Here is a 13,531-nt window from a genome sequence, read left to right as displayed (position 1 = left end):
CATAATATTTTGTCTCAATGAATGAATACTCATTCATGATACCATAACTTCATATTTCCATAAACCTTATTGCATAGTGTCTATTGCGTTAACTTTGCAGAGTTGTTTTTGGGTAAAATTAGAATATTTGGTAAAGCTATAAAAAATTGATTTTTCAAAGGTGCTGCCAATGTTTAAATGGATGTCCGGAAAAAAAACGCCAGAAGGAGAAAAGGCACATAGCCTTGTGATTGATGAATTAAAGGAACAAATAAAAAAAGAGCTCGTTGCGTGTTCAGATTTATTATTTCGAACGTTAAAAAGAAAAGATAAAAAAATAGTCATTTGTTTTGTAAGCAGCTTGATCGATAAAACGGGTGTGGATGATTACATTCTAAAGCCAATTCAAGAGAATACAGAAGTAGGCTGGAGTGTTGAGGAGCTCGCACAAATTCTTCCGATAACTGATTTATCAGGGGCTAATCAATTAAATGAAATTGTTAAGGCCTTAATCGAAGGGAAAACGTATATTTATTCGGAAGGCGAACCATTCGGTTTGTTAGCCAATTTAAGTAATACGGTTGAAAGAAGTTTATCACATGCAGAAACGGAATCACTTGTATTTGGTCCGAAAATTGCTTTTACCGAATCGCTCTTTGGGAATGTCAACATAATAAGGAACAATATAAAAGATCCCGATTTATGTATGGAAGATTTGAAAATTGGAACCAGGTCAAAAACGAGTGCGAAACTCGTTTATATAAAGGGCATCGCAGAAGAAGAAAATATTAACACATTTAGGCAAAGAGTGAGTCAACTAGAGATTGATCATGTGCAAGGGACCACAGTGCTGGGTCAGTTGATTGAAGGAAACAGCTGGTCTATTTTTCCGCAATTGATGACAACCGAGCTTCCAGATCGGATTACGCTTGCGTTAATGTCTGGAAGAGTTGCCGTCTTAATGGACCGAAGTCCTGATGCCATTTATGGTCCAACACCCTTTTTTACCTTTTTTGAGTCAACGGAAGATGTCTATATGCGCTGGAATATGGGGTTTTTCCTACGGATTCTGCGCTTGACGGCCACCTTTTTATCTGTACTTTTAACCCCTGCCTATGTAGCGGTTTTGACGTATCACTATGAAGTCATTCCATCGCCATTACTTGTGTCATTAGGTCAATCAAGGTCGAATGTGCCTTTTCCACCAGTCTTTGAAGCCTTTCTACTTGAATTTGTTATTGAATTATTACGAGAGGCTGGAGCCAGGCTGCCAACAAAGGTTGGACAGACGATGGGTATCGTAGGCGGTATCGTTATCGGACAAGCGGCAGTAGAGGCAGGATTTACAAGTAATATTTTGATCATTATTATTGCATTAAGTGCCCTTGGCTCATTTACGACTCCTAGTTATTTGATGGGTACAGCCATCAGGATTATTCGCTTTCCCATCATTTTATTGGCTGGCTTTTGGGGAGGGATTGGGATTATGGTCGCATTTTGCTTTTTCATTATTCACCTTTTGAAATTGGATACATTAGGCAGGCCCTACCTTGCACCAGTCTATCCATTGAACTTGAGGGATTTGGGATATAGTATATTTCGATTTCCGAGTCAATTTCTTTCCTACCGTCCTGTAACAAACCAGCCTGAAGATAAAGAAAGATATTCAGCAAAAAAAGCGAAACAGAAAAAGGATGTAGATGAATAGGAGCGGTCATGATGAAAGTGAATTTACATCCGAAGGAAGGATTACTTTTTAACACGTTTCTTCTATTTTTTCTAATTCATGGCGTTCAAACTGGTGTCGGTATTGTAGGACTTCCGAGGGTCGTTTATTTGGCAGCCCAGCATGATGCATGGATTTCTGTGTTAGTAGCAGGGGCAGGCACCTCTATCGTCCTTTGGTTTATGATCATAATGCTCAGGCAATATGACAGTGCTGATTTATATGGGATCCATCTCGATGTGTTTGGTAAATGGCTCGGGAATAGCCTTAGTTTTGTATACATTCTCTATTTATTAAGTAGTTTTTTTGTTATTTTTATGAATTATGTCGAAATTGTTCAAGTTTGGATTTTTCCAAATTTAGTAACATGGCAGCTCGCACTTGTTCTTATCTTATTAGCCATATATGGTGTTTACGGAGGAATTCGAGTGATTGTCGGAATTGCCTTTCTCTCTGTGTTGGGAACCATGTGGATTTTGTTTGTTGCTTTTGTTCCACTTCGGTATGCAGACTTCAATCATTTGTTTCCGATCATGAATGGTGATGTAAAATCAATTCTGAAAGGGGCGCAGAGTACAACCCTTTCGATGATGGGATTTGAATTAGTCATGTTTTTTTATCCCTATATAAAGGAAAAAAGAAAAAGCATGAGGTGTGTTCAAATAGCCAATTTGTTTACAACATTGATGTTTAGTTTTATCACATTGGTCTCAATTGTGTTTTTTGCCGGTGATAGTCTTAAGGCAGTAATCTGGCCTGTTCTATCTATGTTTAAAATTGTCCGTCTTCCAAATCTAGAGAGATTTGAGTTTATTGCCGTATCCTTTTGGATGTTAATCATTTTACCCAATATGTGTTTGTATTTGTGGGCAGCATCAAAAGGGTTTTCGAGGATTTTAAAACGAAAACAAAAAACAGGAATATGGTTATTTGCAATTCTTGCTTTTGGTGCTACTTTTTTTATCCAAGCAAGGTATCAAATGAATATGGTAACAGATATCATTGCAAAAACAGGTTTCTACGCTGCTATATGCTATCCTGTTGTTCTTTCTATGATTGTCCTCATGAAAAAATGGTGGTTAAAGAGGAGAAATAGCCATGCAAAGACGTCATAAATGGAGAATTATTGTATTGTATATTGCATTTGCTGTGATTATGTCTAGTTGTGTAGAAACGAAACAATTGGAAAAATTAGGTCTAATAACAGCACAGGGCTATGATTTAGAAAAAGAAAACCAAATTAAAGGAACAGTAGTAGTTCACAAGTTTGATCCTTTGGCAGAAAACCTAACAAAGGTCATTACAGTAAAAGCTAATACAAGTAAGGCATTAAGACAAAAGCAGAATCTGGAGATTGATCAAAAGCTTGTTCTTGGACAGCTTCGCTGTGTGATTTACAGTAAAGAGCTTGCTAAGAAAGGAATCTCGCAGCTTGTTGATGCTCTAAACCGGGATCCTACCGTGGGAAATATGGTTTATTTAACCATAGCAGAAGATGATGCGATTTCGATTATGACTTTAGAAGAGAATAAACTTAAGGTGAACTTAGGAACCTACCTATACAATTTAATCAAACAAAATGTTGAGAGTGAGCAGCTAACCTCGCCTACACTGCATGAATTCAATCATAATTTCATGGATCATGGGAGAGACCCTGTTCTACCGATTTTAAAAATTAAAGACGATGGAGTAATCATCTCTGGGATCGCACTTTTTAAGGATGATAAGATTGTTGGCGAATTGGCAAGTGATAAACTATTTTATGCAAAGGTTCTTTCGGATCGATACAGATCAGGGACACATGAGATGGGTTTCAACCGTTCACAGTTTAAAAAAATTATTAAGAAGAGGGACCTAGGAGAAAGCAAGGAGGTCTACGATAAATTATTTATCAGCATAGATAGTATTCGCAGCAATGCGAAAATTAAATTGATTGATAAGAAAAAACTCCATTTTCGTGTGGAAGTTAATTTAGATTCACGTTTACTCGAAACAACAGAGCCTTTAGATTTGTCCACTACAAAAAACATTAAGTTTATTGAAAAAATAATAAATAAAGAAATGGAAAAGCAAATCAAACAGCTGCTGGAATATTTCCGAAAGAAACAGGTAGACCCAATTGGAATCGGGAATAAATACATGGCGAAAATTCGCACAAAACCTCTTACTGAAAAGGAATGGAGGGAGTTGCATAAGAACTCAACATTCGAGGTAAAGGTGAATAATACAATTGTAAAAACAGGGGTTATAGATTAAGAATCGCTTTCCTTTTCTCTTTCGTGAATCTTTGTTAAACTTATCACGAATATAAAAAGGCTGCGGGGGATCTATATGAAGTATCGGTTATCGTTTCTATTAATAATCATTTGTGCATTGCTGCTATCTGCTTGTGGACAAAACGGGATACAGAATCCGCTGGATTACCCAGTAAATGATTTTACGGCTGTAACACAAGAGAATAAACCTTTTGAAAAGAAGATTTTGGATGGCAAGATTTGGGTGGCTGACTTTATTTTCACCAATTGTGCAGATGTATGTCCGCCAATGACGGCTAATATGACCAAGCTGCAAAAAATGGTTGAAGACGAAAAGTTAGAAAATGTTGAGTTTGTATCATTTAGTGTCGACCCTACGGTTGATACACCCGAAAAACTAACAGAGTATGCAAAAAACTTCGGGTTGAAGGATGATAATTGGACTTTCTTAACGGGCTACTCACAAGAATTTATTGAGACCTATGCAAAGGAAACATTCAAAACTTTAGTAAAGAAACCACAAGAAGGTGACCAGGTTATTCATCAGACGTACTTTTTCTTAGTGGGGCCAGATGAAAAGGTTAAGAAAATTTACGATGGGTATAAAGAAGTGCCATATGATGAAATGATTAATGATATAAAAGCGTTGCAATAGACCTTTCTCTAGGGTCTATTTTTTTGATAAAGACTAGGATATAGTACGAGCATGTTTTGAATTATTTACGTCATGTTATAATATCATTAGTAAGAGGGTGGTGAAGAAAATGAAAGAAGTTTTCATCCTTCTCATTCTTTCGACTTTTTTCTTAAGTTCTTGCAGTCCATCCGATCGCTGGGATTTGCATGAAGAACGGATGGCTTCAGCTGTTGTTTATGAAGAGGTTCCTGCCGATTTTGTCCCAAAGGAGATAAGCATTATTTCCGCTGGTGATTCCTTAACAGAAGGTGTTGGCGATAGTACCAAAACTGGAGGATACCTGCCTTACTTAAGAACTTTGCTCGAGGAAGAAAAGGGGATTAAGGAAGTTGATTTCTATAACTACGGTGTAAAAGGTAATCGTACCCCACAATTATTAAAAAGGCTGCAAACAGATGAGATAAACGACCAACTTTCTTCTGCTGATTTAGTGATATTGACCATTGGCGGCAATGATATTATGAAGGTAGTAAAGGATAATATCTCAAATCTACAGCTATCCATCTTTGATAAGGAAAAAGAAGTATATATTAATCATTTATACCAAATCATGAATACGATTATACGAGTAAATCCCCATGCCTATATTGTTTTGGTTGGGGTATACAATCCATTTTCTCAATGGTTTTCTGATATTAAAGAGCTCGACCAGATTGTTTCCGATTGGAACGTCGCCAGTCAAAGTGTCGTTGCAAATTATCAGAATGCTTATTTTGTAGGAATCGAAGATTTATTTAAAAACCCAACAGAAAGTCTATTGCATAGTGATAACTTTCATCCGAATAATAAAGGGTATGAATTGATTGCACAACGGTTAAATGAAACACTAGAAGAACGGACATTACCTGATCTCGTTAAGAAAGCGTATATGGTCAGTAAAGAGGAGAATTAGGCTTTCTATGAAAAATAAATGGAAAACGGGATTCTTTCTTATATTAGGGTTAAATCTTTTCATTGTTATCATTCTTTTATCTTTAATCATGGTTCCTGCCGATGAGAAAGGAAAAATTCAAAGTATCCCAGATGACAAGAGTGTTTCTTTTCAAGTCAAGTCGAATAAGGCTGATTTAAATGTGTTAATCAACCAGTATATTAAAAAGGAAGCGGCTGATTCACCGATAGATTACAGTGTTCAGCTCCAGGATGAAGTGGAATTATACGGGACATTAAAATTCTTTAGTCAAGAAGTAGATTTAAAGCTTACCTTCGTTCCTGAGGCATTAGATAATGGCGATTTAGTCCTTAAGCAGAAGTCGATTTCGGTTGGAAGCCTGCCATTGCCTGTATCCTATGTGCTGAAATTTATCAAAGACAATTATAAGCTCCCAAAAGGTGTAGACATTCTGCCAAATGATAAAATGATTCATGTACACTTGCAGCAATTAAAGTTAAAGAGTGATGTGAAAATAAAGGCAAATAAGTTTGATTTAGTAAAAGATGATATTGCTTTTACCATAGTTGTACCTGTTGAATAAGGTGGCTCACAAAAGTGAGTCACCTTATTTTTTTAATCCTTCAAAATCATCGCTTGTAATGCAGGATCTTCCTTTGAAAGACCAATCAATACAATCGTATAGGTTTCATTTGGACGAAACTGTGCTTTTGGCATTGGCAGGACGATGTTTTTCGTTCCAGCCTCTCTAATCTCTAAATCCACTGTCATCGGCATAATACCTAGATAGTCTGTTGTCTGTTTGTATGAGATATTCGGAAAGACTACATCTCTGTCTTTAACAGCAATATCTATAGCTCCTGTATCCGGTGATAAGTGCAGAAAACGGATTTTTGATTCATTCATTGGAACTTCTGGTTGATTAAGGTACGGAAGCAGACGCATTTTTTTAACCGGGTCGATTATTGCCAGCGTATATGATTTATCAGGTTCAACGGTAATCCTTTTATTGAGCATACTATCTACTGAATTTCCCGTTGGGTAGATATCAATATGATACTTTCCAGGTTTTAATGGCAGATAATTGCTAGCCACTCTAAAAGGAAGGCGTTTCACTTTCATTTGACCATTTAAATAAATGTCAACCTCGGGGGCATCAGGTGAAGTGTGAAGGAACCGGACCCTTCCTTCCGTTTGAGATTGTTGGATATTACGTTCCATCATTGCTTTATTCATATATTTTAGATGTTTCAAATAGTATTGCATGTGTAGGTTTGGATTAGAGTATTTATAATTGTGAGCCAATAAATCATACATCGCAGCTCGTTGAAGATAATCAGAATGATTTCTATTTCCAGACATACCCTTCGCTCCTTTCTTTCGTTCTTTACAAATTAATTTATTCAAGCATGTTTAGGTGGGTGTCTATATTTGGATTTTTTGTTTACAAATGGATAAAGATAACATATAATTATTACAAATAAGTCGGAAGGCGGGTGAAGTGTAATGTTAAATGAAAATACGTTAATTGCCGTTCATTTCAATAACTCTTGCACAGCCCGCGGATTCACCAGTTAGGGGAATCTATACCCATTATTCCTTTTGTGAATAAAACCATGGGCTGTGTTGCCTATGGTTTTTTATTATGCAAATTTTTGGAGGAATATGGATGAATTTAATTAATATTGGATTAACTGAAAAAATAAATAACGATTATTTAGCGCAAAAACAAAGTGAAGAGATGATTATCGGTCGAGTGGCCCTAGAACATAAACATATGTATCGTGTCTGGACGGAGCATGGAGATTTACTTTGCGAGGTTTCTGGAAAATTCAACTTTGAAGCGTTAAATCGCGAGGACTATCCTGCGGTCGGGGATTGGGTCATACTGAAGCCCCGGGTGGAGGAAGGTAAAGGTACGATTTATTCGGTAATGCCGCGGTTCAGCAAGTTTTCTCGTAAGTCGGCAGGGAGAACAGCTGAAGAGCAAATTGTTGCTGCAAATGTGGATACCGTTTTTCTTGTGAACTCCTTAAATGATGATCTTAATTTAAGAAGAATAGAACGCTATCTGTTGCTCACATGGGAAAGTGGTGCCAATCCTGTTATTGTTTTAAGTAAAGCAGATCTTTGTGAAAATATTGAAGAGAAGCTTGCAGAAGTTGAAGCGATCGCTTTTGGAGGAGTACCGGTGATAGCGATTAGTGCTGAAATGAAGAGGGGAATTGAAGAGCTTGAGCCTTTCCTACAGCCTGGAAAAACCATTGCATTGTTAGGTTCCTCGGGTGTAGGAAAGTCAACCTTAACGAATTTATTGTTGGGGGCTGAAAAGCAGGCTGTCAAGGAGATTCGTGAAGGGGATGACAAAGGTCGCCACACCACCACACACCGCGAAATGATTCAACTTCCAAATGGCAGTGTCCTGATCGACACTCCAGGAATGCGAGAAATACAGCTTTGGGAAAGTTCAGATGGTTTAACCGAAACGTTTTCTGATATCGATGAGTTAGGAGAAATGTGCAGATTCCGGGATTGTAAACATAAGGATGAGCCGGGCTGTGCGGTATTGGAGGCCATTGAAGAAGGTACATTGGATTCCGGACGCTTAACCAGCTACAACAAGCTGCAAAAAGAACTCGCCTATATCGAAAGAAAAGCCGACAAACGCGCGCAAACAGAAGAGCAGAAAAAGTGGAAGAACATCACGAAACAAACGCGGCAAAAAAAGAAAATTAAATAAGGGAATTCAGCCGAACCTGAAGACTGGTTCGGCTTTTGTGCGTCTGTTAGGATTTTTTTAAATAAGGAAATTTTCATTTTGTTTTAATCAGCAAATTGTATTTCTATGAAGAGTTTCGGTATACTCATTATCAAAGCATATAAATTCAAAAGGGGTGGGTATCATGGAGGAAAGTAAACAACTAGCTACATTTGCTGGAGGCTGTTTTTGGTGTATGGTGAAGCCATTCGATGAGCAGCCAGGAATTATAAGTGTCCTTTCTGGATATACCGGCGGTCATGTTGAAAATCCTACATACCAGCAGGTTTGTTCTGAGTCTACAGGGCATTATGAAGCAGTTCAAATTACCTTTAATCCAGAAATTTTTCCATATGAAAAACTTCTTGAATTATATTGGCAGCAAATCGACCCGACCGATCCTGGGGGTCAATTTTACGACAGGGGTCAGTCTTATCAAACAGCGATTTTTTACCATAATGAAAAACAAAAAGAGCTTGCTGAACAATCAAAGGAGAACCTACAGGATAGCGGAATTTTCACAAAACCAGTCGTAACGCCGATTTTACCAGCAAAAATCTTCTATCCAGCGGAAGAGTATCATCAGCATTACTACAAGAAAAATCAAGCTCATTACGAAGGATACCATGTAGGTTCAGGGAGAGCCAGTTTTATCCAGGCACATTGGGGGGAGAAAAATGAAAAATAAGGAAGAACTAAAGAAAGAATTATCACCAATTCAGTATGAAGTTACGCAAAATAACGGAACAGAGCCTCCTTTTCGAAACGAATATTGGAATGAAACAAGAGAAGGAATTTATGTTGACCTCGTTTCTGGAAAGCCGCTATTTAGCTCGCTTGATAAATTTGATGCAGGGTGCGGATGGCCGAGTTTTACCAAGCCGATTGTTGAAGAAGAAGTAATCGAAAAAGAGGATTACAGCCATTTTATGGTTCGAACAGAAGTTAGAAGCAAAGCCGCAGATTCCCATCTGGGTCATGTCTTCGATGACGGACCAGGTCCAAATGGATTGCGCTACTGCATTAATTCTGCAGCCTTACGATTTATTCCCAAAGAGGAATTGGATGAGCAAGGATACGGAGCTTATAAGAAGCTATTTGATGAAAATTAAGAAGCCGCGAATTCGCGGCTTTTCCTATTTTCCTTTTACTTTAGAAGTGGAAGTCATTCCACCTGAAAGAATAAATTTCATTGCTTCCTCGGGTTTAACATCGATAATCTCTACTTGCTCCTTCGGAATTAAGAAAGTAAATCCGGCAACTTGAAAGGTTTGTGGAACATAAACAGCTACATGGTCCTTAAGCGGGCTGTAAAAATCCTCCAACTGTTCCGAAGTTATAAACCCCATACTTCTCATTTCCGTTCCAGGAATGACAATAAGCGCCACTTTTGAAAAAGACTTTTTCTCCCCCAAAAAGGATTGAACCGTATCTTTAATGACTGAGTAAATGGTTTTGACAACAGGAATTTTTTCAAGCCATTTATCAATCAGTTTAATAATGCTTCCTGTTACAAATTTTGTAGATAACCAGCCTAACAGCGTAATTAATACAATGGTTGTTAGCAGGCCAAACCCAGGAATATAATCTTCCTTTAAATAAGGCCTTAAGGTGTTACCTAACAGTCCATCGAGGAACAAAAACGTTTTGTAAATAACAAAGATTACAAGAATAATGGGAACAATGGTCAAAATACCGTTAACAAAGCTCTTCAAGAGAGTTTTCATTTTATCACCTACAATTTCATCATTGATTCTCATAATATAGGCGAATGCACAGACAGGTCAAGTACCTATTACATAAAGTAAGAGTGTTAACAGATAAAAACCTTAAGGAGTGAATATGTATGCATTATGGGCATGGTTTTGGTCAAGATTGTTGTGGATTTGGTTATGCAGCACCAGCGGTAGGTGGATGTGGTTTTGGTTATGGCACTTTCGTATTAATCGTAGTGTTGTTTATTCTATTAATCATCATCGGTGCTAGCTACTGCTGAACCCAAAAGACTCAGGCATAAGTCCTGAGTCTTTTTTTGTTATTTTCAAAAAAAGAGCAAAACACGAACAATGGGGTTTTGATTTTACAAATAGTTCGTTTTTATTGTTGACTGAAAGAAAAATCTCTGATATATTTACCAAGGGTTAAGTAAATACATACGTCTTGGAGGTTTTGGACAATGGAAAATAGATATGATGTAATAGTAGTGGGTGCAGGCCCAGCGGGGATTTTTACCTGTTATGAACTTACACTAAAAATGCCGAACGCAAAGGTGCTGTTAGTGGATAAAGGGCATGATATTTATCGGAGAAATTGTCCAATTTTAGAAAATAAAATTGAGAAATGTCCTCCAGCAGCGGGCAAGAAGGAGTATGCAGGATGTTTACCAGCTTGCTCGATTACTAGCGGCTTCGGCGGTGCAGGTGCATATTCGGATGGAAAGTTTAATATCACGAGTGAATTTGGCGGTTGGATGACGGATTATCTTCCAGATTCTCAAGTTGTCGATTTGATTAATTATGTAGATGAAATTAATTTAAAGCATGGTGCAACAGATAGTATTACCGATCCACTTACAGATAAAGTTAAAGATATCGAACGCCGCGCCTTTGCAGCTGGATTAAAATTGTTACGTGCTCAAGTTCGCCACCTAGGAACAGAGCAAAACTTGAAAATTATGAAAAGTATCTATGAATACTTAAATGATAAAATTGAAATGTCATATAAAACAGAAGTCCAGGATTTAATCACTGAAAGAACTCCTAATGGTTATGTTGTAAAAGGAATCAAGCTGAAAGGTGATAAGGACATTTATGCAGAAAAGGTTGTTATCACTCCAGGTCGTGATGGTTCAAAATGGCTGACTGAGATTCTTAAGTCACGCCGCCTGAAAATGACAAGCAATCAAGTAGATATCGGCGTTCGTGTAGAGACGTCTGACATCGTTATGAAGGAGATCAATGACAATTTGTATGAAGGGAAATTTATCTTCAATACATCCGTTGGAACACGAGTACGGACGTTTTGCAGTAATCCTTCCGGACATGTGGTCGTTGAAAATCACTCAGGTATCATGCTTGCCAATGGGCATGCTTATAAGGATCCAAAGCTTGGAAGTCCAAATACCAACTTCGCATTGCTTGTATCCCATACATTCTCCGAGCCTTTTGACAAGCCAAACGAATATGCGCACGAGGTATCACGACTTGCGAACTCCCTATCAAATGGCGGCTTAATCGTGCAAAAGTATGGAGATATATTAAAGGGACGTCGTTCAACGGATAGAAGAATAAAAGAAGGATTCATCGAGCCAACCCTTAAAGAGGCGGTTCCAGGGGACCTTGGACTAGTTCTTCCATATAATACCCTTAAGAGTTTAATTGAGATGACCGAGGCGTTAAATCAAATTACGCCAGGATTGGCTTCAGAACACACATTATTCTACGGAGTGGAAGCGAAATTCTATTCTGCACGACCAAAGCTCAATGACCGTTTTGAATCAGAAATCAGCGGTTTGTATGTCGGCGGCGACGGTGCTGGAATAACCCGCGGTCTAGCCCAAGCAAGTGCATGCGGCGTCTGGATAGCAAGAGATATCATCCAAAAAGCAACAACTGAACGCAAAAAAGAAGTAGTCATGTCCTAAACCCGCTAAATTAGCGGGTTTGTTTTGTTTTTGAGCTACTTACAGAAGGGTTAATCTGCGATAAATAGGTATATCTGCGTTAAATGGATTATATCTGCGATGCCTCTGATTCCATGAAAATCAACACAAAAAAACAGGGAGATTACCCCTGTTTTTTAACCTATCGTAACTTTTTCTTTCGGATAATGAATTTTCTCCTGACCAGTATCCTTGCCTCTTAGGATTAGTAGGCAGGTTACAATCCCCAATCGTCCGATAAACATTAATAAGATAATCAGGATTTTCCCAAATGTCGTTAAAATCGGTGTTAAACCCATCGACAATCCATTCGTTCCAAACGCCGACGAAACTTCAAAGATTACTTGAATCAAAGTTCCTTTTTCCGTAATAGACAGGATTAATATCGAGGTTAAACAGAGCATGGCAGCTGTGGAGATCACGATAAAGGATTTAAGCACATCCTCAGTATTCAGTTCTCGTCTAAATACTTTAATGGAACCTTTTCCTCGTGCATAAAAGAAAATCGCTAGCAATACAATTGCAAACGTTGTCGTTCGAATTCCACCGCTGGCGCTGCTCGGTGAACCGCCGATAAACATTAATACCGACATAAAGAGCTGATTACTTGGTGTGAAATCATTCAAATCCATCGTTGCCAACCCTGCACTTTTGGTAGTGGCAGAATTAAATAAGGAATAGAAAAACGTTTCATGCCAAGATTTATCGGCAAAAAAGTGATAACTATCAAGCAAATAAATCATAATGCCGCCTGCAATAGTGAGGATGACAAATGTTGCAGTGGTTAATTTCGTAAATAGGGTGAAATGGTATCTTTTCTTACTTTTTAGACTTAGAAAATATTCATAAACCTCAACAATAACTGGGAAACCAATGGCTCCGATAATCATCAATAAAATGATGATCGTTTGAACAAAGTAATCATCCCTAAAAGGGATTAATGAACCTCCTGTAATATCAAATCCTGCATTTGTCGTGGCACTAATGGAGCCGAAAAATCCATGTTTAAAAGCAGATAACGGGCTGTCAAAGTATTTCAAGAAGCGTAATCCTAAAATAATCCCACCGATAATTTCAAATGAAATGATGATGATAAAAATCCTTTTTGCCAGCTGTACCAAACCTGATAAGTTGGATTGATTTTGGTCAACCATGATCAGCTGGCGTTCTTTTAACCCTACTTTTTTACCAATCATAATCCATAGGAAGGTGCTAAGAGACATTACACCTAATCCACCTAATTGGAGGATGATACATAATAGAAATATTCCAAAGTTATTAAAGATATCTTTTATCGAGATGACACTTAGACCTGTTACGCTGACGGCACTTGCGGAAGTAAAAAGGGCATCAATGAAACTAAGTGATGCATTTTCACGATGTGCCCATGGTATTAACAAAAGTAGGGTTGAAATGATTAATGCAGATAAGTAAAAAATCACAATTAATTGAATTGTCGATAATTCTCTCTTTTTAGATATTCGTTTATTCGATTTATTCATTTAATCCATCCTTATGTAAATCTAAGTGTTATTCTATATTAACTGCCCTCAAAAGTAAAAG

Annotated in this window: 14 protein-coding genes; 11 read left to right on the top strand and 3 right to left on the bottom strand. The window is 37.8% G+C overall.

Annotation, left to right across the window (positions count from 1 at the left end; translation table 11 throughout):
• Positions 1 to 169: 169 nt before the first annotated feature.
• The 6 genes from ACY3XC_RS01080 to ACY3XC_RS01055 all read left to right on the top strand — a co-directional run bounded on the left by ACY3XC_RS01080 (position 170) and on the right by ACY3XC_RS01055 (position 6,132).
• Entirely contained in the window at positions 170 to 1,687 is a 1,518-nt protein-coding gene (locus tag ACY3XC_RS01080; protein WP_464866943.1) for a spore germination protein, read from the top strand.
• Positions 1,688 to 1,695: 8 nt separating this feature from the next.
• Positions 1,696 to 2,820 (top strand): GerAB/ArcD/ProY family transporter, encoded by a 1,125-nt coding sequence (locus ACY3XC_RS01075; RefSeq protein ID WP_464866942.1) that lies wholly within the window; start codon positions 1,696 to 1,698, stop codon positions 2,818 to 2,820.
• Complete coding sequence (locus ACY3XC_RS01070) at positions 2,804 to 3,961, top strand: Ger(x)C family spore germination protein (RefSeq protein WP_464866941.1); 1,158 nt, start codon at positions 2,804 to 2,806, stop codon at positions 3,959 to 3,961. Before ACY3XC_RS01075 ends, ACY3XC_RS01070 begins: the two co-directional genes overlap by 17 nt.
• Positions 3,962 to 4,036: 75 nt before the next feature.
• The gene (locus tag ACY3XC_RS01065) at positions 4,037 to 4,615 is read left to right on the top strand and encodes an SCO family protein (RefSeq protein WP_464866940.1); all 579 of its coding nucleotides are present in this window, start codon (positions 4,037 to 4,039) and stop codon (positions 4,613 to 4,615) included.
• A gap of 109 nt (positions 4,616 to 4,724) precedes the next feature.
• Positions 4,725 to 5,549, top strand: a complete 825-nt coding sequence (locus ACY3XC_RS01060; protein ID WP_464866939.1) for an SGNH/GDSL hydrolase family protein — start codon at positions 4,725 to 4,727, stop codon at positions 5,547 to 5,549.
• A 7-nt stretch (positions 5,550 to 5,556) separates the two neighbouring features.
• Positions 5,557 to 6,132, top strand: a complete 576-nt coding sequence (locus tag ACY3XC_RS01055; RefSeq protein WP_464866938.1) for a YpmS family protein — start codon at positions 5,557 to 5,559, stop codon at positions 6,130 to 6,132.
• A 32-nt stretch (positions 6,133 to 6,164) separates the two neighbouring features.
• Here the strand turns inward: ACY3XC_RS01055 and ACY3XC_RS01050 are convergent, their stop codons facing one another.
• Positions 6,165 to 6,911, bottom strand: coding sequence for a DUF4397 domain-containing protein (locus ACY3XC_RS01050; protein WP_464866937.1), 747 nt, complete (start codon positions 6,909 to 6,911; stop codon positions 6,165 to 6,167).
• Positions 6,912 to 7,218: 307 nt separating this feature from the next.
• Here ACY3XC_RS01050 and rsgA point away from each other — a divergent pair, with 307 nt between their 5' ends.
• The 3 genes from rsgA to msrB all read left to right on the top strand — a co-directional run bounded on the left by rsgA (position 7,219) and on the right by msrB (position 9,419).
• Entirely contained in the window at positions 7,219 to 8,289 is a 1,071-nt protein-coding gene (gene rsgA, locus ACY3XC_RS01045; RefSeq protein WP_464866936.1) for a ribosome small subunit-dependent GTPase A, read from the top strand.
• Between the two features lie 163 nt (positions 8,290 to 8,452).
• On the top strand, positions 8,453 to 8,995 hold the full coding sequence (gene msrA / locus ACY3XC_RS01040) for a peptide-methionine (S)-S-oxide reductase MsrA (RefSeq protein ID WP_464866935.1): 543 nt from the start codon (positions 8,453 to 8,455) through the stop codon (positions 8,993 to 8,995).
• Positions 8,985 to 9,419 carry a peptide-methionine (R)-S-oxide reductase MsrB gene (msrB, locus tag ACY3XC_RS01035; protein WP_464866934.1) on the top strand — a complete coding sequence of 145 codons (435 nt, stop codon included), beginning with the start codon at positions 8,985 to 8,987 and terminating at the stop codon, positions 9,417 to 9,419. Before msrA ends, msrB begins: the two co-directional genes overlap by 11 nt.
• A 24-nt stretch (positions 9,420 to 9,443) precedes the next feature.
• On the opposite strand, the gene ACY3XC_RS01030 is transcribed toward msrB, so the two are convergent.
• Positions 9,444 to 10,034 carry a DUF502 domain-containing protein gene (locus ACY3XC_RS01030; RefSeq protein WP_464866933.1) on the bottom strand — a complete coding sequence of 197 codons (591 nt, stop codon included), beginning with the start codon at positions 10,032 to 10,034 and terminating at the stop codon, positions 9,444 to 9,446.
• 119 nt (positions 10,035 to 10,153) lie between these two features.
• Between ACY3XC_RS01030 and ACY3XC_RS01025 the strand changes: the two genes are divergently transcribed.
• Positions 10,154 to 10,303: a YjcZ family sporulation protein gene (locus ACY3XC_RS01025; RefSeq protein WP_464866932.1), complete on the top strand. Its 150-nt coding sequence runs from the start codon at positions 10,154 to 10,156 to the stop codon at positions 10,301 to 10,303.
• A gap of 180 nt (positions 10,304 to 10,483) precedes the next feature.
• Positions 10,484 to 11,950, top strand: coding sequence for an NAD(P)/FAD-dependent oxidoreductase (locus tag ACY3XC_RS01020; RefSeq protein WP_464866931.1), 1,467 nt, complete (start codon positions 10,484 to 10,486; stop codon positions 11,948 to 11,950).
• 155 nt (positions 11,951 to 12,105) lie between these two features.
• Here ACY3XC_RS01020 and ACY3XC_RS01015 read toward each other — a convergent pair whose 3' ends face one another.
• Positions 12,106 to 13,470 carry a TrkH family potassium uptake protein gene (locus ACY3XC_RS01015; protein ID WP_464866930.1) on the bottom strand — a complete coding sequence of 455 codons (1,365 nt, stop codon included), beginning with the start codon at positions 13,468 to 13,470 and terminating at the stop codon, positions 12,106 to 12,108.
• Positions 13,471 to 13,531 lie beyond the last annotated feature (61 nt).

It is taken from the genome of Bacillus sp. CZDM1, assembly GCF_055502545.1.
The sequence above is the reverse complement of the archived record's forward strand: the minus strand, read 5'-3'. Positions and strand labels throughout refer to the sequence as shown.

Bases quoted from the DNA above. Each gene is read 5' to 3' on its own strand.
- ACY3XC_RS01080 (WP_464866943.1), top strand. From the start codon at position 170: ATGTTTAAATGGATGTCCGGAAAAAAAACGCCAGAAGGAGAAAAGGCA.
- ACY3XC_RS01075 (WP_464866942.1), top strand. From the start codon at position 1,696: ATGATGAAAGTGAATTTACATCCGAAGGAAGGATTACTTTTTAACACG.
- ACY3XC_RS01070 (WP_464866941.1), top strand. From the start codon at position 2,804: ATGCAAAGACGTCATAAATGGAGAATTATTGTATTGTATATTGCATTT.
- ACY3XC_RS01065 (WP_464866940.1), top strand. From the start codon at position 4,037: ATGAAGTATCGGTTATCGTTTCTATTAATAATCATTTGTGCATTGCTG.
- ACY3XC_RS01060 (WP_464866939.1), top strand. From the start codon at position 4,725: ATGAAAGAAGTTTTCATCCTTCTCATTCTTTCGACTTTTTTCTTAAGT.
- ACY3XC_RS01055 (WP_464866938.1), top strand. From the start codon at position 5,557: ATGAAAAATAAATGGAAAACGGGATTCTTTCTTATATTAGGGTTAAAT.
- ACY3XC_RS01050 (WP_464866937.1), bottom strand. From the start codon at position 6,911: ATGTCTGGAAATAGAAATCATTCTGATTATCTTCAACGAGCTGCGATG.
- rsgA (WP_464866936.1), top strand. From the start codon at position 7,219: ATGAATTTAATTAATATTGGATTAACTGAAAAAATAAATAACGATTAT.
- msrA (WP_464866935.1), top strand. From the start codon at position 8,453: ATGGAGGAAAGTAAACAACTAGCTACATTTGCTGGAGGCTGTTTTTGG.
- msrB (WP_464866934.1), top strand. From the start codon at position 8,985: ATGAAAAATAAGGAAGAACTAAAGAAAGAATTATCACCAATTCAGTAT.
- ACY3XC_RS01030 (WP_464866933.1), bottom strand. From the start codon at position 10,034: ATGAAAACTCTCTTGAAGAGCTTTGTTAACGGTATTTTGACCATTGTT.
- ACY3XC_RS01025 (WP_464866932.1), top strand. From the start codon at position 10,154: ATGCATTATGGGCATGGTTTTGGTCAAGATTGTTGTGGATTTGGTTAT.
- ACY3XC_RS01020 (WP_464866931.1), top strand. From the start codon at position 10,484: ATGGAAAATAGATATGATGTAATAGTAGTGGGTGCAGGCCCAGCGGGG.
- ACY3XC_RS01015 (WP_464866930.1), bottom strand. From the start codon at position 13,470: ATGAATAAATCGAATAAACGAATATCTAAAAAGAGAGAATTATCGACA.